Origin of the sequence: Streptomyces sp. NPDC016845 (assembly GCF_044332585.1) — a bacterium.
Classification (GTDB): Bacteria; Actinomycetota; Actinomycetes; order Streptomycetales; family Streptomycetaceae; genus Streptomyces.
On the sequence record NZ_JBIRPI010000005.1, the window covers coordinates 82,633 to 109,489 of the forward strand.

General features: G+C 71.5%; 23 protein-coding genes and 1 tRNA gene. 6 read left to right on the forward strand and 18 right to left on the reverse strand.

Annotated features, from left to right (window positions below; all coding sequences use genetic code 11):
* Positions 1–183 precede the first annotated feature (183 nt).
* Positions 184–426 (forward strand): DUF397 domain-containing protein, encoded by a 243-nt coding sequence (locus tag ACH4RC_RS16255; RefSeq protein ID WP_394431909.1) that lies wholly within the window; start codon positions 184–186, stop codon positions 424–426.
* Positions 427–439: 13 nt separating this feature from the next.
* On the opposite strand, the gene ACH4RC_RS16260 is transcribed toward ACH4RC_RS16255, so the two are convergent.
* Positions 440–922, reverse strand: coding sequence for an ATP-binding protein (locus tag ACH4RC_RS16260; protein WP_398200727.1), 483 nt, complete (start codon positions 920–922; stop codon positions 440–442).
* A gap of 255 nt (positions 923–1,177) precedes the next feature.
* Between ACH4RC_RS16260 and ACH4RC_RS16265 the strand changes: the two genes are divergently transcribed.
* Together ACH4RC_RS16265 and ACH4RC_RS16270 are read left to right on the forward strand one after the other, a co-directional pair.
* Positions 1,178–2,047 (forward strand): helix-turn-helix domain-containing protein, encoded by an 870-nt coding sequence (locus ACH4RC_RS16265; protein WP_398200728.1) that lies wholly within the window; start codon positions 1,178–1,180, stop codon positions 2,045–2,047.
* A 111-nt stretch (positions 2,048–2,158) separates the two neighbouring features.
* Complete coding sequence (locus ACH4RC_RS16270) at positions 2,159–3,625, forward strand: aldehyde dehydrogenase family protein (RefSeq protein WP_398200730.1); 1,467 nt, start codon at positions 2,159–2,161, stop codon at positions 3,623–3,625.
* Positions 3,626–3,649: 24 nt separating this feature from the next.
* On the opposite strand, the gene ACH4RC_RS16275 is transcribed toward ACH4RC_RS16270, so the two are convergent.
* The gene (locus ACH4RC_RS16275) at positions 3,650–3,898 is read right to left on the reverse strand and encodes a type B 50S ribosomal protein L31 (protein ID WP_398200732.1); all 249 of its coding nucleotides are present in this window, start codon (positions 3,896–3,898) and stop codon (positions 3,650–3,652) included.
* Positions 3,899–3,900: 2 nt separating this feature from the next.
* Positions 3,901–4,065: a 50S ribosomal protein L33 gene (rpmG, locus tag ACH4RC_RS16280; RefSeq protein ID WP_324770702.1), complete on the reverse strand. Its 165-nt coding sequence runs from the start codon at positions 4,063–4,065 to the stop codon at positions 3,901–3,903.
* A gap of 143 nt (positions 4,066–4,208) precedes the next feature.
* Between rpmG and ACH4RC_RS16285 the strand changes: the two genes are divergently transcribed.
* Positions 4,209–4,718, forward strand: a complete 510-nt coding sequence (locus ACH4RC_RS16285) for a hypothetical protein (RefSeq protein WP_398200735.1) — start codon at positions 4,209–4,211, stop codon at positions 4,716–4,718.
* A 2-nt stretch (positions 4,719–4,720) separates the two neighbouring features.
* On the opposite strand, the gene ACH4RC_RS16290 is transcribed toward ACH4RC_RS16285, so the two are convergent.
* The 3 genes from ACH4RC_RS16290 to bla all read right to left on the reverse strand — a co-directional run bounded on the left by ACH4RC_RS16290 (position 4,721) and on the right by bla (position 9,257).
* Positions 4,721–6,925, reverse strand: coding sequence for an FUSC family protein (locus tag ACH4RC_RS16290; RefSeq protein WP_398200738.1), 2,205 nt, complete (start codon positions 6,923–6,925; stop codon positions 4,721–4,723).
* A 314-nt stretch (positions 6,926–7,239) separates the two neighbouring features.
* Positions 7,240–8,367 (reverse strand): DUF2786 domain-containing protein, encoded by a 1,128-nt coding sequence (locus ACH4RC_RS16295; protein WP_398200740.1) that lies wholly within the window; start codon positions 8,365–8,367, stop codon positions 7,240–7,242.
* Positions 8,364–9,257, reverse strand: a complete 894-nt coding sequence (gene bla / locus ACH4RC_RS16300; RefSeq protein ID WP_398201563.1) for a class A beta-lactamase — start codon at positions 9,255–9,257, stop codon at positions 8,364–8,366. The genes ACH4RC_RS16295 and bla overlap by 4 nt, the downstream gene beginning before the upstream one ends.
* A gap of 188 nt (positions 9,258–9,445) precedes the next feature.
* Here bla and ACH4RC_RS16305 point away from each other — a divergent pair, with 188 nt between their 5' ends.
* Complete coding sequence (locus tag ACH4RC_RS16305) at positions 9,446–11,155, forward strand: bifunctional 3'-5' exonuclease/DNA polymerase (protein WP_398200743.1); 1,710 nt, start codon at positions 9,446–9,448, stop codon at positions 11,153–11,155.
* Between the two features lie 13 nt (positions 11,156–11,168).
* Here ACH4RC_RS16305 and ACH4RC_RS16310 read toward each other — a convergent pair whose 3' ends face one another.
* The 11 genes from ACH4RC_RS16310 to ACH4RC_RS16360 all read right to left on the reverse strand — a co-directional run bounded on the left by ACH4RC_RS16310 (position 11,169) and on the right by ACH4RC_RS16360 (position 22,988).
* The gene (locus ACH4RC_RS16310; RefSeq protein WP_398200746.1) at positions 11,169–12,437 is read right to left on the reverse strand and encodes a hypothetical protein; all 1,269 of its coding nucleotides are present in this window, start codon (positions 12,435–12,437) and stop codon (positions 11,169–11,171) included.
* Between the two features lie 64 nt (positions 12,438–12,501).
* Complete coding sequence (locus ACH4RC_RS16315) at positions 12,502–13,011, reverse strand: SigE family RNA polymerase sigma factor (protein ID WP_398200749.1); 510 nt, start codon at positions 13,009–13,011, stop codon at positions 12,502–12,504.
* A gap of 157 nt (positions 13,012–13,168) precedes the next feature.
* Positions 13,169–13,576, reverse strand: a complete 408-nt coding sequence (locus ACH4RC_RS16320) for a hypothetical protein (protein WP_398200752.1) — start codon at positions 13,574–13,576, stop codon at positions 13,169–13,171.
* Positions 13,577–13,981: 405 nt separating this feature from the next.
* A complete protein-coding gene (locus ACH4RC_RS16325; protein WP_398200755.1) occupies positions 13,982–14,713 on the reverse strand; it encodes a toxin glutamine deamidase domain-containing protein in 732 nt (243 codons plus the stop codon).
* Positions 14,714–14,732: 19 nt separating this feature from the next.
* A complete protein-coding gene (locus tag ACH4RC_RS16330; protein WP_398201566.1) occupies positions 14,733–15,797 on the reverse strand; it encodes an ADP-ribosylglycohydrolase family protein in 1,065 nt (354 codons plus the stop codon).
* A 457-nt stretch (positions 15,798–16,254) separates the two neighbouring features.
* Complete coding sequence (locus ACH4RC_RS16335) at positions 16,255–18,219, reverse strand: putative T7SS-secreted protein (protein ID WP_398200757.1); 1,965 nt, start codon at positions 18,217–18,219, stop codon at positions 16,255–16,257.
* Positions 18,219–18,896, reverse strand: a complete 678-nt coding sequence (locus ACH4RC_RS16340; RefSeq protein ID WP_398200759.1) for a hypothetical protein — start codon at positions 18,894–18,896, stop codon at positions 18,219–18,221. The genes ACH4RC_RS16335 and ACH4RC_RS16340 overlap by 1 nt, the downstream gene beginning before the upstream one ends.
* On the reverse strand, positions 18,893–19,525 hold the full coding sequence (locus ACH4RC_RS16345) for a hypothetical protein (RefSeq protein WP_398200762.1): 633 nt from the start codon (positions 19,523–19,525) through the stop codon (positions 18,893–18,895). Before ACH4RC_RS16345 ends, ACH4RC_RS16340 begins: the two co-directional genes overlap by 4 nt.
* 405 nt (positions 19,526–19,930) lie before the next feature.
* A tRNA-Thr gene (locus ACH4RC_RS16350) sits at positions 19,931–20,004 on the reverse strand.
* 115 nt (positions 20,005–20,119) lie between these two features.
* Positions 20,120–21,697, reverse strand: a complete 1,578-nt coding sequence (locus ACH4RC_RS16355; RefSeq protein ID WP_398200765.1) for an alpha/beta hydrolase — start codon at positions 21,695–21,697, stop codon at positions 20,120–20,122.
* 85 nt (positions 21,698–21,782) lie between these two features.
* Positions 21,783–22,988 carry a DNA polymerase III subunit delta' gene (locus tag ACH4RC_RS16360; RefSeq protein ID WP_398200768.1) on the reverse strand — a complete coding sequence of 402 codons (1,206 nt, stop codon included), beginning with the start codon at positions 22,986–22,988 and terminating at the stop codon, positions 21,783–21,785.
* A gap of 80 nt (positions 22,989–23,068) precedes the next feature.
* Between ACH4RC_RS16360 and ACH4RC_RS16365 the strand changes: the two genes are divergently transcribed.
* Positions 23,069–23,539, forward strand: coding sequence for a GNAT family N-acetyltransferase (locus ACH4RC_RS16365; RefSeq protein ID WP_398200770.1), 471 nt, complete (start codon positions 23,069–23,071; stop codon positions 23,537–23,539).
* 28 nt (positions 23,540–23,567) lie between these two features.
* Here the strand turns inward: ACH4RC_RS16365 and tmk are convergent, their stop codons facing one another.
* Positions 23,568–26,810, reverse strand: coding sequence for a dTMP kinase (tmk, locus tag ACH4RC_RS16370; protein WP_398200773.1), 3,243 nt, complete (start codon positions 26,808–26,810; stop codon positions 23,568–23,570).
* Positions 26,811–26,857: the final 47 nt, after the last annotated feature.

A 26,857-nucleotide genomic window follows, 5' to 3' on the forward strand; every position in this document is an offset into this window, starting at 1 on the left:
GTAGGTCAGATCCTGACCGCTATGGGCAGCGCTTGCATGAGCGGCTCCGGGAAGGGCAGACGCACAGTGAGCTGTAACCAACGGGACACCCCGCGTGCACGTGCATCTGCCCATGCAGCAGCACGTGAACGCAGCTATGCTCTCGCACAGTTGGGACAGTTGATCACCACCGGGGAGCGAACCGTGCACCACGTGTACAACGGCATGGCGGCCACGGATCTGCACGGAGTGGTCTGGCAGAAGAGCAGGCACAGCAATTCGCAGGGCTCCTGCGTGGAGTTCGCCAAGTTGCCCGGTGGCCGCGTGGCCGTGCGCAACTCCAACTACCCGGAGGGGCCCGCCCTCGTCTACACGCCCGCCGAGATCGAGGCGATGCTGCTCGGCGTGAAGGACGGCGAGTTCGACCATCTCGTGGCCGGCGCCTGACACGGGGCGGCCGTCACACCCGGAACAGCGCCCAGACCACCTTGCCGCCGAGCGTGCCGGCCAGCGGGTGCCAGCCCCAGCTGTCGCTGAAGGACTCGACGAGGAAGAGACCGCGCCCGGACTCGGCGGAGAAGTCGTCCTGCGGCTCACCGGCCGCGGGGCTCTCGTTGCTGGGGTCGCGCACCGCGCACACCACCCGCGTCGCCCAGCGCATCAGGTGCAGGCGTACGGGCGGCTCCTGATCGTCCGGCGCGTCCGCGGGCAGCGCGTGCCGCAGGGCGTTGGTGACCAGCTCGGAGACGACCAGACAGATGTCCTCGAAGCGCTCGGGGACATCCCACTCGGTCAGCGTCGCGCGCGTGAACCGCCGTGCGCAGCGCACCGCTTCGAACCGCGCCGGCAGCGCGCACGAGGCGGCGCTGGAGACGGCCGAGGGGTCGATGGGGGGAAGCCCCTGCCGTAAAGGCTCGAGCATGGTCGATCCGTTCGTCCCCATGCGAGGCACTCCCCAGATTCGCGTGCGTAGCGAGCGGTGGTGGCGACCATCGTTCCGAATGCGTACTACGGATGCAAGGGCAGATGCACGTGCACGTGCCAGACTTGGACCTTCCCGTACCGCTTCTTGCCCGTTTCTCCCTACGACTTCTTGCGCAGGTCTTTCGCGATCTCTCCGTTTCTGTAACCGAACGCATACAGCGTGGCGCGTTTTAATGGCAGACTTCGGCCCTTGAACCGATGGGGAGGCAGAGACGTGACCGCTGGGGATCCGAGCGGCTCGGTGGTGCGGCGCATTCTGTTGGGCTCGCAACTGAGGCGCCTGAGGGAATCGCGCGGCATCACCCGCGAGGCCGCCGGATACTCGATCCGCGCCTCGGAATCCAAGATCAGCCGCTTGGAGTTGGGACGGGTGAGCTTCAAGGCCAGGGACGTCGAGGACCTGTTGACCCTGTACGGGGTGAGCGACGAGGCCGAGCGCGGAGCGCTGCTCTCCCTCGTGAAGGAGGCCAACGTCGCGGGCTGGTGGCACAGTTACTCGGACGTGCTGCCCGGCTGGTTCCAGACATATGTGGGCCTCGAAGGCGCCGCCTCGGCGATCCGCGGGTACGAGGCCCAGTTCGTGCACGGCCTGCTGCAGACCGAGGCGTACGCGCACGCGGTCGTCGAGCGCGGCATGCGCGGCGCGTCCCACGAGGACGTCGAGCGGCGCGTCGCACTGCGGCTCGCGCGGCAGAAGGTGCTGGTCGCGGAGCGCGCGCCGGAGGTGCGGTTCGTCCTCGACGAGGCCGCGCTGCGCCGGGTGCACGGCGGCCCCGAGGTGATGCGCGGGCAGCTCGACCACCTCGTGGAGGCCGCGCAGATGCCGCACATCACGCTCCAGGTCGTGCCGTTCGGTCACGGCTGGCACGCCGGCGAGTCCGGGACCTTCACGCTCCTCTCGTTCCCCGAGTCCGACCTCCCGGACGTCGTCTTCCTCGAACAGCTCACCAGCGCCCTCTACCTGGACAAGGCCGAGGACGTGGCGCAGTACGAGAAGGCGATGCAGCGGCTCCAGGAGGAGTGCCCCTCACCGGAGGAGAGCCTGAGGCTCCTTGAGCGAATCTCGGCCGAATTCGCTCAGTGAGTACGCCAGTTGCGTGCGTGACTTGTGAGGACTTCGACCACAACTGACGAGTAACCGTCCTACGATGACGTCCCATTCAGGTGTCCGGCGCGGCAGCAAGGGATCTCGGCCATGACGTCACACGCGTACTTCACGGAGCTGGACCGGCAGTACATCGACGGTTCGTGGCGCACCGGACGCGGGTCGTGGGACATCCTCGACCTCAACCCGTACACCGGTGACAAGCTCGCCTCCATCACCGTCGCCTCCGTGGAGGAGGTCGACGAGGCGTACCGGGCGGCCGAGCGGGCGCAGAAGGAGTGGGCGCGGACCAACGCGTACACGCGCCGCCTCGTCTTCGAGCGGGCGCTGCGCCTCCTGGAGGAGCGCGAGGGCGAGGTGGCCGAGGCGATCATCGACGAGCTCGGCGGCACCCGCGTCAAGGCCGGGTTCGAGCTGCACCTCGCCAAGGAGTTCCTGCGCGAGTCGATCCAGCTGGCGCTGCGCCCGCAGGGCCGCGTCATCCCCTCCCCCGACGACGGCAAGGAGAACCGCGTCTACCGGGTGCCGGTCGGGGTGGTCGGGGTCATCTCGCCGTTCAACTTCCCGTTCCTGCTGTCGCTGAAGTCGGTGGCGCCCGCGCTCGCGCTGGGCAACGGCGTCGTGCTCAAGCCGCACCAGTGCACGCCCGTCGTCGGCGGCACGCTGGTCGCGAAGCTCTTCGAGGACGCGGGGCTGCCGCCCGGTCTCCTCAACGTCGTCATCACCGACATCGCCGAGATCGGCGACGCCCTCCTCACGCACCCGGTGCCGAAGGTCATCTCCTTCACCGGCTCGGACGCGACCGGCCAGCACGTGGCGACGGTGTGCGCCTCGCAGTTCAAGCGCGCCGTCCTCGAACTCGGGGGCAACAGCGCCCTGACCGTCCTCGACGACGCCGACATCGACTACGCGGTCGACGCGGCCGTCTTCAGCCGGTACGTGCACCAGGGCCAGGTCTGCATGGCCGCGAACCGCATCCTCGTGGACCGTTCCATCGAGGCGGAGTTCACGGAGAAGTTCGTCGCGAAGGTGGCGACGCTCAAGGCGGGCGACCCGCGCGACCCGGAGACCGTCATCGGCCCGCTCATCAACTCGACGCAGACCGACGCGGTCTCGGGCGTCGTCGAGCAGGCGGTGCGGGAGGGGGCGACGGTCCTGCTGCGCGGCGGCGTCGACGGCAACCTGGTGGAGCCGGTGGTCCTGACCGGGCTGCCCGCCGACTCACCGGTGCTGCGCCAGGAGATCTTCGGCCCCGTCGCGCTCCTCATCCCCTTCGACGGGGACGAGGAGGCGGTACGGATCGCGAACGACACCCCGTACGGGCTGAGCGGGGCGGTGCACACCGGTGACATCGAACGGGGCGTGGCGTTCGCCCACCGCATCGACACCGGCATGATCCACGTCAACGACGGCACCGTGCACGACGAGCCGCTGGTCGCCTTCGGCGGCGAGAAGCGCTCCGGGCTCGGCCGCCTCAACGGGGAGGCGACCGTGGAGTCCTTCACGACACAGAAGTGGATCTCCGTGCAGCACGGCCGGAGCCGCTTCCCGTTCTGACACGCCCCTCGTACGCCGTCGGGCTTACGAGGCGGTCCCGTAGCGGCGCTCGAAGCGCTCGACGCGGCCCGCCGTGTCCAGGACGCGCTGGTTGCCCGTGTAGAAGGGGTGGCTGACGTCGGAGATCTCGACGTCGACGACCGGATACGTGTTCCCGTCCTCCCACTCGATCGTCCGTTCGCTCGTCATGGTCGAGCGAGTGAGGAAGGCGTGGTTCGCGGCGCGGTCGCGGAACACGACCGGGCCGTAGGCGGGGTGGATGGCGTTGTTCATGGTCAGCGCTCCTCTCGGAAGTCGACGTGGCGGCCGGCGACGGGGTCGTACTTGCGCAGGGTGACCCGGTCGGGGTCGTTCCTGCGGTTCTTGCGGGTCACGTAGGTGTAGCCGGTCCCCGCTGTGGACCTGAGCTTGATCACTGGGCGGAGTTCGTTTCGTGCCATGCAGGCAGTATATGAAAATGGCAGCCATTTTCAATAGGCCGGGAGTGGGGCCGGCTGAGAGATGCGTCACGCCGACCGTCCTGGTTGACGGCTGGTAACTTCTGGCGCAATCCAGGTCGGCGGCAGGGACGTAGGGGGATGGTGTGCGCATCGGGAAGCGGATCGTGGCGGGCGTCGCGGTGGTGGTGGCGGCGCTGGCCGTGACGGGCTGCAGCAGTGACGACGGTGACGGCGGCAAGGACGAAAGCGCGCCGACGTCCTCGGCGGCGCCCGACGGCGGCTCGTCGTCCGGCTCCTCGTCCGACGCGCCGTCCGGTTCGGCCGGGTCCGCGAAGGACACCGAGGGCATCTGGAGCGCGACGACGGACGGCAAGGCCGTCGTCCTGGTGGTGGGCGGCGAGCAGGCCGCCCTGTCCACGGGCGACGGACACCTCTGCAACGGGACCGTGTCCGGCACCGGCACGCCGACCCTCGACCTGAAGTGCGCGGACGGGAACACCGACCGGACCACGGGGACGATCGAGTCCAACGACGGTTCGACGATGAAGGTGTCCTGGAAGACCGGCGCGGAGGACACGTTCACGAAGTCGACGGACGGGAAGCTGCCGACGGGTCTCCCGACGAGCCTGCCCAGCGGCCCGCAAACGGGCTGAACCTACTTCTCGGGTGTCTCCGGCACCTTCACGGTCATCGGCGGGTCGTCTGTGTCGAGCGCGTCCGAGAGCTTCTGGAGCGCCTCCGCGATCATGCCCGCGCCGCGCCGTACGACCCGGTCGGGGACGCCCTCGCCGTCCCAGGCGTCGAGGGCGTCCCGGACCGGCTCCCACGCGGGGACGCGGCGTTCGCGGATGGCGCGGGCCCCGTCGCGGGTCGCGGCGCGCAGGGCGTCGGCGAGGGCGTCCGCGGCCGGTACCGGGGTGGCGTCGCGCTCGGGCAGGTGGGCCTCCATCAGCATGGCGACGCGGCCCAGGCGCTGCAGGGCGTGCGCGGCGTCGTCGGCGGCGGCGTTCGACAGGCCGCGGTGGCGTACGGGCTCGGTCCTGGCCCGGTCGGCGGCTTCCTGCCAGGCGATGTGCGCGTCCCGCGCCTTGAGCAGCGCCTCGCGGACGTCCGGGGCGGCCTTGCCCGCCGGATGGGCGTAGTGGTCGACGACGACGGCCGCGTACTCGCCGAGCGCGGCCAGCCAGTCCGCGAGGCGGGTGCGCAGGCGCGGGGTCTCCCAGGCCGGGTAGAGGGCGTAGGAGAGAGTGGCGAGGATGCCGCCCGCGAGGGTGAGCACGAGCCGTTCGGGAACCGTCTGGCCCCAGGCCTCGCCGCCCATGCCGAGCAGGAAGACGACGTACGCGGAGACGCAGGCCTGCGAGGCGAGCTGGCCCGTGCGCATGAGCAGGTACATCAGTCCCGCGCACAGGACGGCCAGGGCGGCGGACACCTCGGTGCCGGGGTGGGCGAGCTGGACGACGCCGGTGGCCAGGGCGACTCCGACCAGGGTGCCGCCGAAACGGGCCACGGCGCGGGAGTACGTCTGTGAGAAGTCCGGCCGCATGACCATCACGGCGGACATCGGCGCCCAGTAGCCGTGCCCCAGCGGGAGCGCGCCGCCGATCAGGTACCCGGCGACCGCCACCGCGCAGACCCGGGTGGCGTGCCGCAGGATCGGCGACCCGGGCCGCGCCTCCCGCCGCATCGCCCGTACGGCGACGGGGAGGAGCTGGAAGAGGGTGGGGCGGCGCAGGGGGCGGCCGGGACCGGGGGCGGGAGGGGGCGCGGGGTTCAGGGGGAGCGGCTTGAGGCGCGGGCCGGGGCGGAGGGGAACGCGCGGGGTCAGACGGTGGCGCAGGGCCGCCGCCCAGGGGGCCGGGGGCGCCGGGGGCGGAGTGCCGCCCGCCGTCTCCACCACGTCCCTGAGGAGGGCGCCCAGGCGGGTCGCCGCCCGTCGCGCCGGGCCGGACAGGGTCTCGCCGAGGTCGGGCGAGCGGAACGCGGCGATCGCGCCCGGCGGGATGGAGACCGGGGTGCCGTGCCGGATCGCGCGGGCGGCGGCGTCCAGGATCGAAGCGGCGGCGGCGAGGAGTTCGCGGGCCCGGTCGCGCTCGGGCCCCTCGGCGGGGACGCCGACCGCCGGATCCGCGAGGGATGCCAGAACCGGCCGGATGCGCTCGGCGACACCGCGCGTGCCGTGCAACTGCGCGGGGCGGGTGCGGGCCTGGCGCGGGGTGAGCGCGGCGGCGTTGCGTGCCAGCATCAGCGGCGCCGGGTCGAACTCGGCGACCGGGTCGTGGCGCAGGCGGCGCGCGTAATCCGCCTCGGCGGCGAGCGCGTCGGCGAGTGCGTCACGGTGTGCTCCCCAGCGGCGTACGGGGAAGAGGATCACCAGCGCCGCCTGGACCAGGCCGCCGAAGGCCATGATCGCCGCGTGTCCCGCCGCCTCCGCGACCGTCGTCGGCAGGGTGATGGTGACCAGCATCATCGCCACGTTCGACGACGCGATGATGCCGATGGTCGGACCCGCGGCCCAGGACAGCCCGGCGAGAAAGGTCCAGAGGGCGAGGAGCGGCAGGAAGAGAACCAGGTGGGAGCCGGTGAGATAGCCCAGAAACGTGGACACGCCGAGACTCGCGCCGGAGGCGAGGGCCAGCTCCGGCCGGGGCCGCCAACTGCGCTGGAACGTGGCGATCGCCGCCTGGAACCCCCCGAACGCCGAGCCGGCCGCCACGGTGGGGCCGAACAGGGTCAGGCTGACGGCGATCACCACCGCCAGGCCGGCCGCCCCGCGCAGGGCGACCAGGGGTTCCAGCCGTTTCCGCTCGACGCTCAGCCCCGAGCGGGTGGTGTCCTTCAACGCCCGGAACCAACTCACTCCGCCAGAATAGGGTCATTCCCCACAAACGGGTCGGACGGCCGACTGCACCACCACCGCGGCTGGTCGCGCGTTCCCCACGCCCCTGATATGCGCGCGGCGTGCGCCATCTCAGCCCATGGGGCTGCGGCGCAGCCGCAAGCCACAGGGGCGCGGGGAACTGCGCGACCAGCCACGACGCACCCGCACCCAAAGGCGCACACTCACGGCACCCAGGGGCGCGGGGAACTGCGCGACCAGCCACGACGCACCCGCGTCCGCCGACGAGACCCGCCCCACGCACGTGCTCAGCGGCTCAGACGAACCCGAGCCGATCAAGCCCCGCCCCGCTGAGCACCCGGCACCCGCGCCCGCGCAGCCGCAGCAGCCCCCTCCACCCACCCCTGCTCGTCGGAGACCCCTCGCATACGCGTGGTCACCGTCTCCGGGAACATCTCCTCCGCCCGCCCGACAACGGCCACGTCCCGCGCCGCGAGCACCGGCAACAAGTCCCCCCGCTCCCCCACCACTTCCTCCGCGACCGCCGACAGCCGCTCACCGATGCGATGGGCGTACGCGGCGAGGAAGGACTGCCGAAACGTCTTCGTCCGCTTGCGGCCAGCCGCCCGCTGCTCCGCCTCCGCCCGGGTCATGGCAGCGGACGCCTGCACCAGCAGCGACGTGTGAAGCACTTCCACCACCTCGAGGTCGGGCTCGAAACCGACCACCGTGGAAAAGCCGAACGCGCTGTTCCACACGGCCCGGCACCGATTCGCGGAGGCGACCGCGTCGAGGAGAACCGCCTTGGCCGTCTCGTAGGGCGCGTCGACCCCGATGCGGCAGGCGCCGGGCGCGTCCGTGGCCCGCGTACGGGACGCGAGCACGGCCTCGTCGACCGAGTGCCGGGCCATGAGTTCCTGCGCCTTGGCGGAGAGCGCCTCGGCCTCCGGCGGATACCCGGTCGCCTCCGCCTTGGCGAGCAGCGCCCGGATCCGGGCGAGGGCGCGCGGCTCCCCGGCGACGGGCACCGTGACGGACTCCCCCGGCACCGGCCCGACCGCCTCGATCGCGGGCAGCCGTACCAGCAGCCGGTACAGCTCGAGGGCCGTCGTAGCGGCGGAGAACCGGTCCCGGCGCGGCGCCTCGTCGGCGGGCAGTTCGGCGATCTGGCCCGCCCAGCGCGGCGGCAGCGCCTCGTACCGGCCGGTCTCGGCGCGGATCAGCCGGGCGGCGAGCCCCGCGTGTCCGGGGGACAGTTCGCGGACGGCCATCCGGATCACGTCGGCGGGCTGCCAGCCCCGTTCCCAGGCCCGCCGCACGAATTCCCGGCCGCGCAGCGCGAGCTCCGCGTCGGCGGAGGCGTCGGCCGCGAGCAGGGACGCCCCCGTGTCGAGGTCGAGGCCGTCGTCGGCGGTGAACAGCGCGGCGGCGAAGGCGCGCTCGACGGTGGATCCGGCGCTCATGCCACGGAGGCCATGATCTCGGCGGCCCGCGCCACGAGCCGGTCGTCGGGCGACGCGTCCTGCGCGGACTTGGTGGTCAGCACGGAGAGCACGACCGGGTCACCGGACGGAGCCCACGCGATGCCCACGTCATTGGCTGTCCCGTAGGACCCCGTGCCGGTCTTGTCGCCGAGCACCCACCCGTCCGGCAGCCCGGCACGGAACCGCTTGTCGCTGGTGGTGTTGGCGAGCAGCCACTGCGCGAGCCGCGCCCGGTCGCCCCGCTCGAGGGCGCGGCCGAGGACGAGACGCGCGTACGTCGTCCCGATGGCGCGCGGCGATGTGGTGTCGGTGCGCCGTCCGAGTTCGGCCGAGTTCAGCTCGGGCTCGATGCGGTCGAGGCGGGTCACGCGGTCGCCGACCGAGCGGGCGAGGCGGGTGACGGCGGCGGGGCCGCCGAGCCGGTGCAGGAGGAGGTTGGCGGCGGTGTTGTCGCTGAAGGAGATCGCGGCGCCGCACAGCTCGGCGACGGTCATGCCGTGCGCGAGGTTCTCGGGCTTGCCGGTGACGGGCGCGCCGCCCGCCCGGTCGATGTCGGCCTGCGTGTAGTGGACGCGGCGGGCGAGGTACGTGCCGTCGTGGTCGAGGTCGCGCAGGACCGCCGCGACGGCGAGGGTCTTGAAGGTGGAGCAGAGCGGAAAGCGTTCGTCGGCACGGTGCGCGATCACGGCGCCGGTGCGCACGTTGAGGGCGAACACGCCGAGGCGGGCGCCGTGCGCCCGCTCCAGGGCGGCAAGGCGGCGTCCGGCACCGCTCGCGGCCTGCGCGTTCGTGCTTCCGAGGGTCCCGGTGAGCGCGGTCGCGCCCAGGGCGGAGCCGGTGGTCAGCAGGGTGCGGCGGCTGATGCGCACGTCTTCTTCGTCCTCCACGTCGTCACTGCGTCGCTGCGTCGCTGCGTTGCTGCGTCGCTGGGTTGCTGCGTCGCTGGGTTGCTGCGTCGCTGGGTTGCTGCGTCGCTGTACGGGGACCGGTCGCCCCCGCACGCCGAGTGAAACAGCCCGCACGGCAATTGTCAGTGCCGGGTGTGACACTCAGCCATGTGAACGAGCGCTGGGCTCTCGCCCCCACCGAGCACGGCGGCGCCGACGTCGTGCCGCTGGACCGGACAGGGCTGCCCGCCACCCCCGTCACCAGGGAGTCCGACCTGGTGGAGGCGGTGCGGAGCAGACCGGGCGTGGTCCGCTGGGTGTGGCGGGACACGCACACGGTGTACCCGCGCCTGCTCGCCGCGGGGGTCGTGGTCGAGCGCTGCTACGACATCGAGGCCGCCGAGAACCTGCTGCTCGCGCACGAGGGACGGCACGGCGAGCCCCGCTCGGCCGCCGCCGCGCTCGCCCGGCTCCGCTCCATGCCCGTACCGCCGGACCCGCCGCCCCGGGTCGCCGAGCCGGGCTCCCAGTCGTCCCTGTTCGAGCCGCGCCCGCCCGTCGACGTCACCCTGGCCGATCTCGTCGACGTGTACGCGGACCAGCAGCGCAGACACGCGGCGACGGCCCTGCCGGACCGGATGCGGCTGCTCACCGCGTCGGAGTCGGCGGGCATGCTGATCGCCGCCGAGATGCGCGCGGCCGGTCTGCCGTGGCGCGCCGACGTGCACCGGGACCTCCTTCACGAGCTGCTCGGCGAGCGGTACGCGGGCGGCGGCGAGCCGCGCCGGCTGGCGGAGCTGGCCGACGAGGTGTCGGCGGCGTTCGGCAGACGCGTGCGCCCCGAGCTGCCCGCCGACGTGGTGAAGGCGTTCGCCGAGGCCGGGATCAAGGTGACCTCGACCCGGCGCTGGGAGATCAGATCCATCGATCATCCGGCCGTGCGCCCGCTCCTGGAGTACAAGAAGCTGTACCGGATCTACACCGCGCACGGCTGGTCCTGGCTGCAGGACTGGGTGCGGGACGGCCGGTTCAGACCCGAGTACCTGCCGGGCGGCACGGTCTCGGGCCGCTGGACGACGAACGGCGGCGGGGCGCTGCAGATCCCGAAGGTCATCCGCCGCGCGGTCGTCGCCGACCCCGGCTGGCGGCTCGTCGTCGCCGACGCCGCGCAGATGGAGCCACGGGTGCTCGCCGCGATCTCCCGCGACCCGGCGTTCATGGAGGTCGCGGGCCAGGACAGCGACCTGTACCAGTCGATCTCGGACCGCGCGTTCTCCGGCGACCGCGACCGGGCCAAGATCGCCGTGCTCGGCGCCATATACGGGCAGACCGCGGGCGACGGCCTGAAGAACCTCGCCGCGCTGCGCCGCCGCTTCCCGACGGCGGTCGCGTACGTGGACGAGGCCGCCCGCGCCGGTGAGGAGGGCCGTCTCGTGCGCACCTGGCTGGGCCGCACCTGCCCGCCGGCCGTGGGCGCGGCCGAGGCGGAGGAGGCGGGCCTGCCGCAGGACGCGCCGGGCGAGCAGGCCACCGACGGCGGCGCCCCGGCGCAGGGGTACGGCTACGGCTACGGGTACGCGTCCTCGAACTCGCGCGCCCGCGGCCGCTTCACCCGGAACTTCGTGGTGCAGGGCAGCGCCGCCGACTGGGCGCTGCTGTTGCTGGGCGCGCTGCGCCAGTCGCTCGCCGGGATGACGGCCGAGCTGGTCTTCTTCCAGCACGACGAGGTGATCGTGCACTGCCCCGAGGAGGAGGCGCCCCAGGTGTGCGAGGCGATCCGGGCTGCCTCGGACCTCGCGGGGCGCCTCACCTTCGGTGCGACACCGGTGCGGTTCCCGTTCACGGTGGCGGTGGTGGAGTGCTACGCCGACGCCAAGTAGGCACCGGCGCCGCCTACTGCCACTTCTGCGAGAGCGCGATCTTCTTCAACTCGGCCATGGTCAGGGCGGGTCGCTCACGTGTCGCGTCGGTCTTCTGCGACGCCGAGTTGAACGCGGAGACCACCACCCGGAACCCGTCCGGACGCATCATGTCGGCGGACCACATGACGATCCCGGAGCCGCCCTTGTCGTCACCGGAACTCTTGTGCGTCGCCACGCGCGTGCCGTCCGGCAGGGTCTCGTCACCGGGTCCGAACAGGTCGCCCGACACGTCCTGCATACCGGACTGCACATTGATCTGCACGAGCGACCCGCCCTTGCCGTCGTCGACGACCACATACGCGTAGCCGCCGTCCTGGCCGCCCTCGCCGGTGACCCCCACCCGCTTCGGCAGCAGCGACTTCAGATTCTTCAGGACCGCCGCCTTGCCGAGCCCCTCCGCCGTCGGCGGCGCGGCCTTCTCCGGCAGGGCCTCGCCGATCGCCCGCATCACGGGCCGCCACTTCGGCGACGTGACGAGCGTCTTCAACTGGGCGATGCTGAGCGCCGGTTCGGGCCGGGTCACCGGGGCGTCCTTCTGGGCGGCGGCGTTCCACTCACTGGCGTCGACGGTGTACCCCTCGGGGGACATGTAGACGGCATGCCACATCTTGGTGTCGACGCGCTTGTCCGAATACTCGTAGCCGCGCATGAGCAGCAGCCGGGATCCGTCGGACATCTTCCGGTCCGTGCACGAGTCGTAGGGCACGAACGCCTTGTCCGGGCAGGCGAACATCTCGCCGGTCGTGGCCCCGTCCGGGTCGACCGCGCTGATGCTGACGCCGATGGCGCTCTTGCCGTCCCCGTCGTCGTACACGAGGTGCGCCGACGGGCTGTCGTCGGTGCCGCGCCCGTCCCGCTCACTCACCTTCCCCTCGGGCAGCAGCCCTTCGAGGACGGCGATGACCTGCTCGGCGCTGAGCTGCGGTCCATCACCGTGCGCGGTGCTTTTGACGCTCCGCTGGGGCAGGGGGCTCGACGCCACGCCGCTCCGGCCGTCGCCGGGGCCGCTGCCGAAGGCCCCCGCGGCGTATGACGAACCGAGCCCGACGACGGCCAGCGCCGCCACACTCCCGGTCACCGCGCCGACGCGCCTGCGCCGGAGCCTGCGGCGGCCGCGCACCATCCCGCCCTCCACCAGCGCCCGCCCCTCGGCGGTGGTGAACCCCTCCCCGGTGCGCCGCAGCGCCATCCCCAGATCGTCCTCGAACCCGTTGTCCCGGCCGTCGTCCGCTCCGGACATGCCGACCACTTCCCCTCTGTACGTACACGGTCTGAACGTCAGTAGGCGGCCAGGCGGCCCGTAGTTACGCGGCGAACTCGGCTACGGAACCGCCGAGTTGCTCGCGCAGCCTGGCCAGAGCCCGGCTGCTGCGGGTGCGCACCGCGGCCGAGCTGAGGTGCAGCGCGTCCGCGGTCTCCTCGATGGAGCGGTCCTCCCAGTAGCGCAGCACGACGACGGCCCGGTCCTTGGGCGGCAGCCGGCGCAGCGCATCGAGCAGCGTCAGCCGCAGCGACGGATCGCCCGCCTTGGCCGCCACCGGCTCCGGTAGCTCGTCCGAGGGGCGCTCCCCCGCCGAGCGCCGCCGCTGGTGCGCCAGGAAGGCCCGTACGAGCACGGTCTGCGCGTACGCCGCCGGGTTGCCCTGCCGGACCGCGGGCCGGCCCCAGACCACGTACATCTTGCCGAGGGTCTCCTGCACGAGATCCTCGGCGAGATGCGTGTCACCGCTGGTCAGCAGGCACCCGGAACGGAACAGCTGGCCCGTGCGGGCCTCAGCGAACTCGCGGAACGCGCCCTCGAGCGACCGTCTCATCCCCGGTGTCCTCCCCCGTCGCCTCACCTACACCTGATGAATGCGGTGACCCCCGGGAAATGTTGCACGGGATGCGCGGCGGCTCGGCCCCGGCCAACGCGAGCGGCCCCGCTCCTGGTCGGGAGCGGGGCCGCGGCGGTTCACACCATCGACCTGGTCAGTGGTCGTTGAGGAACTTGTAGTCCTTGCACTCGCCGTCGGGCGACCGGCAGAACTTGAACCCGACGTAGGTGTTCTCGGGAAGGTTGAAGCTGCCGCCCTGCGACGCCTTGCGGGTGGCGGTGTTGCCCTCGCCGCCGACGCTGAAGGAGTAGCGCGGGTTGCCCGTCGGGCTGCCGATGTACACGTTCATCGTGACACCGCGGCCGTCGGCGTCGTTGTCCTTGATCGTGACGACGTCACCGTTCTCGTTGAAGAAGCCGGTGCCGCTCCAGTCGACGCCGGGAACGTTCCCGAAAGCATCGCCCGTGTGCATGGTGTGGTCAGCGGCCATCGCGGAGTTGGTCACCCCCACGACGAGCACGGCGCTCGCGGCGGCCACCCCGGCTATACGTCCGAGTTTCAACTTGTTCCCCCTGTTCGCACGTTGTCCCTGCAGCCGCAGGAACGGCCATGATCGTAAACGCGCGAATTCACAGAACGCAATGTTCCCCCCTCGATGCGCCCACAAGACACGCCCCACACGCTCGTACATCCGCCACCCCTTCATAGAGCCGCCTTCGGGATTCGAACCCGAGACCTACGCATTACGAGGGCCTGCAGGGTCGTGACGGGTAATGGCGTGCTTGCCCGCCAGGTCTTGCCTTGCCTGGTCAGACGCGCGGCACCGCTTCCGCCCGTGCCGCTTGATCCAATCTGTGCTTCCCCGTCCGCTCACGCATCGCTCCCGGTCACCGCTCGCTGAGTGGGACTCAGGAATCCCGTGGTGAGGCGGGGGAGCCATCGTGCACACAATGCTGGTGAGCGGCCCTCACCCGTTTCCGTGCTGCCGGTATCTCCACCCCTCTTCGGCAGCACGCGGTGCATCAGGAAGAGCTCGGATGAGGATCAACTCGCGGACCCATTGCGTGTCGAGCCGGGCGAGCGACCCCGTGAGCCCGTCGAGGAAGACCACCCGCCCGCGATCGTTGCGGGCGTAGACCAGGTTGCCCGTGACATCGTGACCGCCGATCGCGCGGCGGATCCAGACCACGCCCCGGGTGTCCGGGCCCGGCTCCTGCACGGCCCGGACCACCTCGTCCCAGTCCCGCACGGGCACGTGATCGAAGTGCGGGAAGTAACGCCGATGCAGCCTGGCCCACCAGCCGGGAGCCTCATGGGCCGGCTGCCAGGGCACCGCGACCGACGGGTGGCCGTCGATCGCGGAGTGCGTGGCGGCGACGCAACCCCGGGCATTGATTCTGCGACTCTGACCGGTGACTCGGAGGGCGGCCTCCTGTGGCGGCACCGGGAGAAGATCCGCCAGCGGATCGTACGACGCGGGATGGTGCGGGTAGCCGCCGATCTTCGGCACCACGACGGACGCCGCCAGCATCGGTGTGCGGGGGAACCTAGGCTGGGCAATGGTACGGCAGGCCATCATCCAGGCGGTGTCCGTCTCGGCCACGGGGCGGGGCGCGGCGAGCTCGACCAGCCCGCCATATACCTCGCCGAGCCACTCGGTCGTGCGCTGAGCAGGGCCCTTCAGGCCGGGACTCCTCATCGTTCCGCTTCCCCGCAGGTCAGGCTGCATCGTCCCAGGCCGCAGCCAGCGCGCTGATGCGGTCCTGGTACTCCAGCGCCGCGCGCCACTCCGGCGGCCAGTACACGAGTCCGCGACTGGCACCGGCGAACGCGCCAGCCAGTGCGGCGATCGAGTCCGAGTCCCCTGACGAGTGCGCGGCACGCGCCACCACCCCGCGTGGGTCACCGTCGACGACCAAGAGGCAGTACAGAGCCGTGGCGAGGGCTTCCTCGGCGATCCATCCGGGGCCGACCGCCTCCGACGGATCACGGCCCATGTCCTTCACGCGCAGGGCGGCAGCCGCGGTGTCGAGGGCGCGCAGGCACTCGTCCCAGCCGAAGGCGATGAAGGCGCGCGGGTCAGGGGCGTCGGACCTGGCGGCCAGGTCACCCAGCCACTCCGCGTGGTACGTGTGCCGGGACTCCTGTGCGTAGGTCCGCAGTCTGGGCAGCAGGTCACCGAGCTCACAGCCGTGCGCGAGCAGCCACGTGGCGTGGGTTGTCAGGTCGCTGGCCGCGAGCGCCGTGGGGTGGCCGTGAGTGAGCGCTGCCTGCAACTGTGCGATGCCCGCGCGCTGTTCGGGGCCGAGGCCGGGGATGAGGGCGACAGGCGTGACACGCATGTTGGCGCCGCAGCCCTTGGAGCCCATGATCGTGGCTTCCTGCCAGGGGATGCCACGTTCGAGAGCTGCGCAGGCGCGGAGACACGTCTGGCCGGGGGCCCTGTTGTTGTCGGGGTCGTGGAGCCAGGCGACGAAGTGCTTGCGCAGGGCGGCTTCGACCGTGGCAGGGGTGAGGGCGGCCGCGCTCGCGCCACGGGTCCTGGAGGCCCTGCGGGCTCCTGGCTCACCTGCGCCGGCCTCCACCAGCGCCTCTCCCACAGCCAGTGCCATCTGGGTGTCATCGGTCACCCGGACCACGTCGCCCGCGGACAGCGGCAGACCCATCTCTTCCCACGGACCGAATGTGGCGGTGATCTGGGCCATGTTGAGAAATTCGGTGGGGTATCCCATGGCGTCGCCGATGGCCAGTCCGAAGAGGGAACCAGGAGTGGACTTCCACACGCGCTTGTGGGCGGGGTGGCCCGCAAGTTGCTCCAATGCCGCCAGGCTCGGCGCCTCCCTGAGGGAGCCCGTAACGATGTGAGTGAAGCGGGTGGAAGGCCACTGTTCGATCAATTCGGTCACCGCTTGGGACGGCGTCAGACCACGCGCCTTGCCCGCCTCGAGCCGCGTCGTCCACTCGATGCCGAGGCTACTGGCGTGCGAGCCGCCAGACTTGAGCGGTTGCCAGTCCGCAGCGTCGTCGTCGTCGTTGAACCACAAGTAGCCGACAAGTTCGTCTTGGGCATCGGCCACCGCCACGTACCGGACGGGGCCGCTGGTCCTGAACTTGTAACTCGGCGGCCCGGAGACGATCAGCCCCGCACCGTCGTCTTCGTGCAGGCGCGGGTTGGTCGTGCGCTTGACGAAGCGCGGTTCGGCGCCGCTGCTATCGGAACTCATACGTGTCTTCCTCTTCTTACTTCCCAGGCAGGACTTCGCCGTAGATGTGCCATTGCCCGCTGTCCATGAAGGCGCGGGTCACCCGGTACGTGGTGCCGCGTCCGAGGAGAATCTCCCGCTCACCCATGCCGAAGTAACTCACGTTCTCCATCCAGATTGCCGGATGTCCCTCAGGGACGCGGAGGTGCACGATGGCCTTCTCGTTGGCGAAGACTCCTGCGGCCCCGTTGTCGCCAAGTGCCGACGAAAAGTAGCCCGGTTCGGTGATTTCCTTCCCGATCATCTGCTCGGGTCGCCTGAAGCCGAGGTAATCCACTCCTTGCCCCCGCACCACCGTAATGTCCTCCGGAAGGGGTCGGCCGGCCAGCCCCTTGTCTGCGTGCTCGATGTGGTGGAGGACGTCGGGAGTGCCGAGATCGGTGTTGCCCCGGAGGTACCCGTTCATCTCCTTGTAAGTAACGGGGGCACCCCCTTCACGCGAGTAGTCGTAAAGTGCGTCCCTTTCGACTTGCGGAAGATTACTGGCGTGATCGTTCCAGTAATCCCGTCCATAGGAAATCGCCTCCGATTCGTCGGCGAAGATACGCGCACCGTCACGCAGTTCAGCAGACGCGGCAGCATGCTTCTGCTCGACGCTGAGGTCGGCGAATTCTTCTCTTGTGAGCTTCGAAGGGGACTGGAGACCGTCGTCAACGTGTGCGGCCGCTCCCTCGTCCAACTTCCAGGAGTCCGGCAGATGCGGTGCGCCGCCGATGTCATCCGCTGCGTGCAGCCCACCGCGCGCGCCGCTGACATCGTCCACCGCCCGCAACCCCGTACGCGCGGCGCCGGATACGGCGGCCTCACTGCCCTCCCTCATGGCGAGCCGCACGCCGCTCTTGGCGAAGCCCGCGCCCTTGGTTCCGAGCAATTCCGGCAGCAGCCGCCCGATGAACTCCGAACGGTCGTTCTTGAAGCCGTCGATGGCAGCAGTGACGATGCGTTCGGGGTGGGTGCCGGCGGAGACCAGGCCGGTGAGCGTCATGTTGAGGCTCTGGTAGTACGCGGCCGGGTGCGTGAGGTTGTAGGGGTCGGAGGGGTTCAGACCGCGGGCGAAGTTGACCAGGCCCGCACTGCCCTTGATCACGCCGCCCAACAGATGCGTGGACTCGACGTCGAGGGCCGTGCTCGCGTCGACGAGTGAGTTGCTCAGCTGGGTCAGGGGCGGCGGTTCGGCCGGGGCGTGCGCCAGTGCGGCGTCCACGGCGGCCTCGGCACGGGCAGCAGCTTCGTTACGAGCACGACGGGCATCCTCCAGGATGTGCTCGGCCTTGCTGCGATCCGCCTCACCCGGATCCTTCCAGGGCTCCGGCTCGGGGCCGGGGTCCTCGCCGGAGAGGGCCTTGACGTTGTAGGCGTCGATCCTCTTGTTGTACGCCTTGGCGGACTCCGCGCTCGTGCGCTTGCCGCGGTTGTACGTGTCGATGGCGTCCTGCGCTTTGTCCTGCGCCCACTTGACGGAGTCGGCGTAGGAGTCCAGTGCCTTTGCCGCGTCCTCGCACGCGTCAGCTGCCTGGGCCCACTTGGTGGGGTGGATGCTGATCTTGCGATGGAAGGCGTCACCGGCCTCGCCCTTCCACCCCGAGGCATCGACCTTCCGCATGCCCCGGCTGACTTTGTCGAAGGCGGTGTAGAAGTCCTTGAGGTGCTTGGCCGCTTCCCGGATCTTGCCGGGCTTGCCGTGGACGAGCTCGGTGGGGTCATCGGTGTGGCCCAGACCCTGTTCGGTCGGGGTCGCTCCCAGGCCCGCCGCGACATAGTCACCGCCCTTGTGGACCCAGTCACCGGCCTTGTCCAGACCGACGTGGTCCAGGCCGTCGCCGAGCTTGTCGCTCCCATAGTCGACGACCTCGCCGAGCTTCTTCTTGCCCGAGTCGATCAGATCCCCGCCGGCCTTCAGGCCATCGTTGAGGCCGTCCTTGAAGTCGCCGATGATGCCCACTACTGCTCGCCCCCGGCCTGACCGCCCTGCTGCTGTTCGGCAGCCTTGGCGCGCGCCTCGGGGGAGGGTCCGAACTGATTGTCGAGCCACTGGTTGTACTCGGCGTCCGACATCCCGGCATCGCCGTGCAGGTTCTGCGGGTTCAGGCCGAACAACGCGGTGCGGGAGGTCATGATGTCGCGGCCCGCGTCCTTATAGCCCTGCTTGACGTTCTCGTTGGCCTGCGCCCACGACTCCGCGCTGTAGTCCGGGCCGCCGAGCACACCGAAGGTGGCGATGTCTCCCCAGCCCTGCTTCGTGACCTCGTCCTCGGTGGCGTAAGGATTGCCGATGGCGGAGTTCAGCCCGATCTTCAGGGCGCCCTCCACGTAATGGTCGGTCTCGTAGTACGTACCCGCCGACAGCCCCACGCCCTCCGCGAACGTGTTCCCCTCGTTGATCAGCGAGCGCACGCCCCACTCCCACCGCTCACAGAACGAGTGGACCTTTTCCGTCACACCCTCATGGCCCAACTCGAGCCCCGACAGCGCGATATCACTGAAGCCCCGCCCGGCTCCGGCCTCGCCCACCATCCCGAGTTCCTTCAGCTCACCCAGGGCTTCAGTCAGCCCTCTCGTGATCAGATCCAGGCCCTTGGCCTGAAGATCCTTCGCACCCTTGCCGCCCCCGTCGGTCACGCCTGCTTCCCCTCATCGTCGATGTCCACAGCGGCCTCGTCGGGCACGATGCCCTTCACGGGAGGGAACACCATCCCTCCGCCCGGGGCGTCCGCGCAGTCCAGCGCGACCCCGCACGGCACCCCGGCCGCCGGCACCGCCACATCCAACAACTTCGCGCCCAGCACCGTCTGATACACCCACTCACGGCCGTACTCGCCGCGCGCGTGCGCATACCGGGCCAGCGCGTACTCGTCCGAAAAAGCCAGGATGAACCGGATCCCGTTGAAGTCGGCCGTCAGCCAGCCCTGTTCACCGTCGGAGCCCGGCTCCACACCGAGCGGTACCAGCACCGCCGTGCGCCGAAACGCACCCAGCAGTTCCGCGAACTCCCGCCGCCTCAACTCCACGTCAAGGCCCTCAGCGGCCGGTTCGACAGCAGACAGCTCGGTTGCGGTCTGCGGCTCCGGCGGCTCATCGGTCACCGGTACGGCGGGTCCTTCCGGTGCCGTGGTGTCCGGCGGTCCGTCGCTCTGCACCACGCCGGGACGCGTCTTGTCTACGGCGTACCCGGCCATCTCCGCATACTCATCGAACACGGAACGGCGAATCGGTCCCGGTGCCTCGCTGCTTCCCCCGCTGCCCGACATGCCCAGCATCCTCACACTCACGTCTTGCCGATCGCAACGAGAGGTAGCGAGGACCACACCAAATAGCGCCGGGGTGGTCGGTGAGCCTTGAGTCCTGGCCGAAAACATGCAGGCCGGCGCAGAGATCTCCACCCGGCTCCTGGCAGCGCTACAACCCGCGCGCCAGGACGTCGAAGGAAGCCTCCTACCCATGGACGCCATGGCCGAGGCACAAGAGGAGTCGAGCGCCGCACTCAAGAGGTCATGGGCCTCCCAACGCCCCACCGCGAACAAGGACGAGACCTGCGGGACCTGGACCCGACACCCGCGCGGCGCGTGCCCAGCGGCGCCGCGCACCCAGCGCTGCCGCGTCCGCCCAAAGCAAAAGCCCCAGGTCACGGCGAGTGAGTCCTGGGGCTTCCACAGAGCCGCCTTCGGGATTCGAACCCGAGACCTACGCATTACGAGTGCGTTGCTCTGGCCATCTGAGCTAAGGCGGCGCCGCCGCGCGCACGTGAGTGCGTCAGCAACATCGCCAATCCTACACGCTTCCCTGGGGTGCTCTGCCCACCCTTTTATGGCCGCGGATCGCCCGGTGTCAGCCGGACACACCGGTCACGAGCAGCGCTTTCCGTCCTTCGGAGGGGTGCCGGAGAGCAGGTAGGTGTTGATTGCGCCGTCGATGCAGTCGCTGCCGCGGCCGTACGCCGTGTGGCCGTCGCCGTCGTAGGTGAGGAGGTGGCCGGAGGAGAGCTGGGCGGCGAGGGCCTTGGCCCAGGGGTAGGGGGTGGCCGGGTCGCGGGTGGTGCCGACCACCACGATGGGGGCGGCGCCGTCCGCGGTGATGCGGTGCGCCTCTCCAGTGGGCTTCACCGGCCAGGACGCGCAGTTCAGGGCGGACCAGGCGAGGCCCGCGCCGAAGACGGGGGACGCCTTCTCGAAGGAGGGCACCGCCTCCTCGACCTCCTTCGGGGAGGTGAAGGCCGGGGGCTGGTCGAGGCAGTTCACGGCCGCGTTGGCGAACATGAGGTTGGCGTACTTGCCGTCCGGGTCGCGCTCGTAATAGCTGTCGGAGAGGGCGAGCAGGCCCGCGCCGTCCTTCTTGGTCATGGCGGCGGTGAGCGCCTCCCGCAGTTGCGGCCAGGCGCCCTCGTCGTACATCGCGGCGATCACGCCGGTCGTGGCGAGGGACTCGCCGAGCTTGCGGCCGTCGGGGTCGCCGGTACCGATGGGGGTCGCGTCGAGCTTGGTGAAGAAGGCCTTCAGGCGCTGTCCCGCCTGCTTCGGGGTGCCGGTGCCGAGGGGGCAGCCGGAGCGGGACACGCAGTCCTTCGCGAACGACTGGAACGCGGTCTCGAAGCCGGCGGTCTGCTGCCGGTTCAGTTCGCGGGCGGGCAGGGACGGGTCCATCGCCCCGTCGAGGACGAGCCGCCCCACCCGCTCCGGGTACAGGCCCGCGTACGTGGCGCCGAGGAACGTGCCGTAGGAGGCGCCGACATAGTTCAGCTTCTCGTCGCCGACGGCGGCGCGGGCCAGGTCCATGTCGCGGGCCGCCTCGACGGTGGACACGTGCGGCAGCACGCGCCGCGACGTCCGGTCCTTCGTCTCGCAGCCCTTCGCGAACGTGTCGAAGGCGGCCGACAGCCGCTTCTGCTCCCCGGCGTCGTCCGGGGTCACGTCGGTCTGCGTGTACGTGTCCATCTGCTTGCCGTCGAGGCAGGTGACGGGCGCGCTGCGGGCGACGCCGCGCGGGTCGACGGCGACCATGTCGTAGCGGGCGCGGACCCCCTTGGGGTAGCCGATGCCCGCGTACGCCTGGAGGTAGCCGACCGCGGAGCCGCCGGGACCGCCCGGGTTGACCAGGAGCGAGCCGAGCCGCTTGCCGGGTCCGGTGGCCTTCTTGCGGGAGATCGCGAGGTCGATGTCGCCCGCGGACGGCTTGTCGTAGTCGAGCGGCGCCTTCAGCGTCGCGCACTCGAACCCGGGAGCGCCGCACTTGCGCCACTTCGGGTCCTGGTCGTAGTAGGTGCTCAGCCGGGCCTCGTCGGAGCTGGGCAGCGCGGCGAGCGTGCCCCCCGCGGCCTGCGAACTCTTCGGCGAACAGGCCGGGATACCGACCAGCAGCAGCCCGGCGGCGGCGGCGATCAGGGCGGCACGGCGACGGGCGGTGTGGGGGTGGCGCCTGGAGTACATCCGGAGAGCGTAACGCTCCGCGCGCGCCAGGTCACTTTACGTAGCACACGCTGGTCCGTGTTCGGAGCGGTCCGCCGAGTACGTCTCACCCCGCCCGCAGCGCCATCGTCATCGCCTCCACCGCGAGCAGCGGCGCCACATTGCGGTCCAGGGCGATCCGGCACGCGCCGATGGCCTCGATGCGTCTGAGCGTCGACTCCGGTGAGGTGGAGCGCGCCAGGCGTTCCAGGGTGTCCTGGATCTCGGTGTTGGCGAGCGCCACGCGGGAGCCGAGCTGGAGCGCGAGGACGTCGCGGTACACGCCGGTCAGTTCGGTGAGGGCCAGGTCGAGCGAGTCGCGCTGCGAACGCGTCCTGCGCCGCTTCTGCTTGTCCTCCAGGTCCTTCATCACGCCGGCGGTGCCGCGCGGCATGCGGCCGCCGCTCTGCGCGCCGAGCGCCGCCTTCAGCTCGTCGGTCTCCTTGGTGTCGACCTCCTCGGCGAGCTGCTTGGAGTCCTCCGCCGCCGCGTCAACCAGCTCCTGCGCCGCCTTGAGGCAGCCGCCGACGTCCTCGACGCGCAGCGGCACCTTGAGCACGGCGGCTCTGCGCTCCCGCGCGCGCGGGTCGGTGGCCAGGCGCCGGGCCCGGTCGATGTGGCCCTGGGTGGCGCGGGCGGCGCTCGCGGCGACGTCCGGCTCGATCCCGTCGCGTCGCACGAGCATGTCGGCGACGGCGTCCACGGCGGGCGTGCTGAGTGTGAGGAGACGGCAGCGGGAGCGGATCGTGGGCAGTACATCTTCCACCGAGGGCGCGCAGAGCAGCCACACCGTGCGCGGGGCGGGCTCCTCGACGGCCTTCAGGACGGCGTTCGCCGATTTCTCGTTCAGCCGCTCGGCGTCCTCGACGAGGATCACCTGCCAGCGGCCCGTCGCCGGTGACGTGTACGACTTGCGGACGGTGTCGCGCATGTCGTCGACGAGGATCTGGGCGCCGACCGCGGCGACGGTGGAGACGTCAGCGTGCGTGCCGAGCAGCGCGGTGTGGCAGCCGTCGCAGAACCCGCAGCCGGGGGCGCCGCCGAGCGCTCTGTCCGGCGACACGCACTGCAAGGCCGCCGCGAACGCCCGCGCCGCGGTGACCCGGCCCGCGCCCGGCGGCCCTGTGAACAGCCAGGCGTGCGTCATCTTCGACGCCTCGGGCGGCGCCTGCCCGGCAGTGGCGGCGGTCACCAGGGCGTCCGCGTCCCGCGCGGCCGCGCCCAGCTCCGCGACCACGCGCTCCTGACCCACCAGGTCGTCCCATACGGCCATGGGGCACCGCCCTTTCTCGTACTTCCGCCATTGTGCCGGGCGCCACTGACAACACCGCCCGCGCCCGCTTGGCTACGCGCATGACCGATCCCCGTAACGATCTCCGCGTGGTGACCCTGGCGGGTGGCGCGGGCGACGACAGCACCCTCGTCGCCGACTGGCAGCACGCACACAACACGATCGTCCCCGCCGCATCCGCGTACCTCCCCCTCGACGACGTGCGCGAACGCGCCGGGCGCAACGTCCTGGAGGTCGCCTACGCCGGGGACGTCCTCGTCGGCTGCTCCACCGTGCGCACTCCGAAGGACGGGGTGGCGACGGTCATCTCACGCGTCCTGCCGGAGCATCGCGGGCGGGGACACGGCAGGGCGCTGTACGAGCGCGGCCTCGCCAAGGCCCGCGCGCTCGGCGCCGAACACATCGAGACGGTCGTGCTGACGTCGAACACGGCGGGGCTGCGTTTCGCCGAGCGCGCCGGGTTCACCGTCGAGGTCGACCGCTACCGCCTCGACGGGGACACGGTGGACTGGGTGGAGCTCAGGCTGGCCTGAGCCCCACCCGTGGCCCATGTGTCCCGGGTCAGCGGCGGCGCCGCTTCCGGCCCCCGTCGCCGTCCTCGGCGGAGGGGTCGTCCTCGCCGTCCCGGCCGCCGAGCAGCTCGTCGGCGAGCGTCGGCAGGTCGTCCAGCGGGGTCTCCTCCGCCCAGTCGGGGCGGGGGCGGCGGCGCGGCCGGCCCTCCTCGTCGACCTGCGGCAGCTCGGCCGTACGGTCGACCGCGCTCTCCGGTGCCGACGCGGGCCGCTCGTCGCGGAAGTACCCCTGCGGCACCCGATCCTCGGCGGGGTCGGGGACCCGCGGCAGCACGGCCGTCTCGTCGGCCGCGCCGGCCTGCGGGCGCGGCAGCTGGGCCGTCTCCTCGGCGTCCCGGACGGGCGGGAGCACGGCGGTCTCCTCCGCGTCCAGGACCGGTTCCCGGACCGGTTCCCGTACGGGCGGGAGGACCGCGGTCTCCTCGGCGTCGGACGGCGCCTGCGGGCGCACGACCGGCGTCTGCAGCGTCGTCTCGTTGTCCGGCTCGGAAGGCGCGGAAGACGCAGAAGACGCAGACGGCTTGGCAGGCTCGGCGGGGACCTCCCGCTTACGCAGACCGGCCGCACCGGCCGCACCGGCCGAAGCGGACGAGGCCGAAGCCGACGTACTCGGCCGCGCGGCCTGAGCCGCCTGCGCCGCCTGCGCGGCCTGAGCCGCCTGCGCCGCGAGCCGTCGCGCCTCCTCCGCACGCAGCAACGCCTCCTCGGCCTTGCGCTGCTTCTCCAGGCGCCGCTCCTCGGCCTCGGCCCGCAGCCGGGCCTCCTCCTCCGCCTGCTTGCGGCGGCGCTCCTCCTCGGCGGCGCGCGCCTTCTCCTCGGCAAGGAGGCGTGCCTTCTCCTCCTCGGCCTTCTTGCGCGCCTCTTCGGCGCGCAGCCTGGCCTCCTCCGCCTGGCGCTCGGCCTCGATGCGCTGCGCCTCCTCCAGCTCGCGGCGCTTGCGCTCCTCCTCCTCGGCGCGCAGCTTGGCGAGCTGCTCCTGGCGCTCGCGCTCGAGCCGCTCCTCCTCGGCCTTGCGCGCGGCCTCTTCCTCGGCCTTGCGGCGCGCTTCTTCCTCGGCGGCCTTGCGGGCTTCTTCCTGGGCCTTGATCTCGGCCTCGGAGAGCGGCAGGAGGACGTCGAGACGGTGGCGGACGACGGTCGTGACGGCCTCCGGCTCCTGCCCCGCGTCGACCACGAGGTAGCGGCCCGGGTCACCGGCGGCAAGCGTGAGGAAACCGGAGCGCACGCGCGCGTGGAACTCCATCGGCTCCGACTCCAGGCGGTCGGGCGCCTCGGTGAACCGCTCGCGGGCGGTCTCCGGGTCCACGTCGAGCAGCACGGTCAGATGCGGCACGAGGCCGCTGGTGGCCCACCGGTTGATCCGGGCGACCTCGGTCGGCGACAGGTCGCGGCCCGCGCCCTGGTAGGCGACGGAGGAGTCGATGTAGCGGTCGGAGATGACGACGGCGCCGCGCTCCAGGGCGGGCCGTACGACGGTGTCGACGTGCTCGGCGCGGTCGGCGGCGTACAGGAGCGCCTCGGCACGGTGCGAGAGACCGGCGGAGGAGACGTCGAGCAGGATCGAGCGCAGTCGCTTGCCGACGGGCGTGGCGCCCGGCTCGCGCGTGACGACGACCTCGTGGCCCTTGCCGCGGATCCACTCGGCGAGCGCCTCGGCCTGCGTCGACTTGCCCGCGCCGTCGCCGCCCTCGAGGGCGATGAAGAAGCCGGAGGCGGCGGGGGCCGCCACCGGGTCGTTGCCGCCGAGCAGCGCGTCCTTGAGGTCGTGGCGGAGCGGGACGCCGCTGCGGTCGTCGGTCTTGGCGAGGACCAGCGCGGCGACGGGCAGCAGCAGCGCGCCGACCAGCATCAGCGTGAACGCGGCGCCGCCGTGTGCGAAGACGAACTTGCCGTTCTCCAGGCGGTGCGGGCCGACGAGCGCGGCGAGCAGCGGCGCGATGAGGGCGCCGAGTGCGACGCTGACCCGTACGACGGCCTGGAGGTGCTCGGTGACGCGGGCGCGCCGGTACTCCTCGCTCTCCTGGTCGAGCAGGGTGTGGCCGGTGTTCGCGGCGATGCCCGCGGTGGCTCCGGCGATCGTGACGACCAGGAGGACGGTGGTCACGTCGGGGACGAGACCGGCGGCGAGGAGCGCGATGCCGGTGAGGGCGATGGCGAGGGCGAGCAGGCGGCGCCGGGACAGCGCGGGCAGCACGGCCGGCGCGGTGCGGATGCCGATGACGGTGCCGCCGGTCAGGCCGAGCACGAGGAGGCCGAAGGTGACCGGGCCGCCGCCCAGGTCCTTGGCGTGCAGTACGGAGACGGCGACGGACGCGGCGATCGCTCCGGCGACGGCGGCGCAGGCGAGGACGAGCAGCGGGATCGCGTTCGTGCGGCCCTTGTCGACGGCGCCGGCGGTCTTCGGGCGGCGCAGCCCTTCGAGCGGCGACCGCGCGCGCGGGGTCTGCACGCCGGGCAGTTCGAGGAAGTAGACGACGGACAGGGCGGCGGCGAACAGCCCGGCGCCCACGTACGAGGCGAGCGCGACCTGGTGCTGGGCGAACCAGTCGACGCCCGCGCCGATCAGGTTCTGCACCAGCGTGATGACGACGAGGACGGCGGCGGCCAGCGGGATCGCGACGAAGCCGGTGCGCAGCGAGAGGCGGCGCAGCGCGTCCATGTGGTCCGGCAACGGCCGTACGGCCGCGCCCTCGATCGGCGGCGCGGGCAGCAGGGCCGGCGCCGCGCTCTCCTTGGCGACCGTCCAGAACCGCTCGGCGACACCGGCGACGAACGCGGTGACGAGGAGCAGCGCCAGTGCGTTGTCCGGCGTCCAGTCGATCCAGAGCGGGGCGACGATCAGCAGGGCCGCCCGCAGCCCGTCGGCGCCGATCATGGTCCAGCGCCGGTCGAGGGGGCCGCCCGGGGTCGTCAGCGAGGTCAGCGGTCCGAGCAGGACGGCGCCGAAGACGAGGGTGGAGAGGATGCGCGCCCCGAACACCGCGGCGACGGCGAAGGCCACGCCCCGGTATCCGCCGCCGAACGACCCTTGGACGATGGCCGCTTGGAGCGCGAGCACCACGAGCACAAGCAGCCCGAGCACATCACCGACCCCTCCGACGAGCTGCGCGAACCACAGTCGCTTCAACTGGGGTTCGCGCAGGAGGGCGCGGACGGCGCGCTCTCGGGAGTCCGCTACCAGGGCGTCGTCTGGGGCCGTGGGGAGGGCCGTTGGGTGCTCGGCAGGGGTCATTCGTCCAGCCTATCGGGACGGACCGACACTCCGGAGGCCCACCCGAA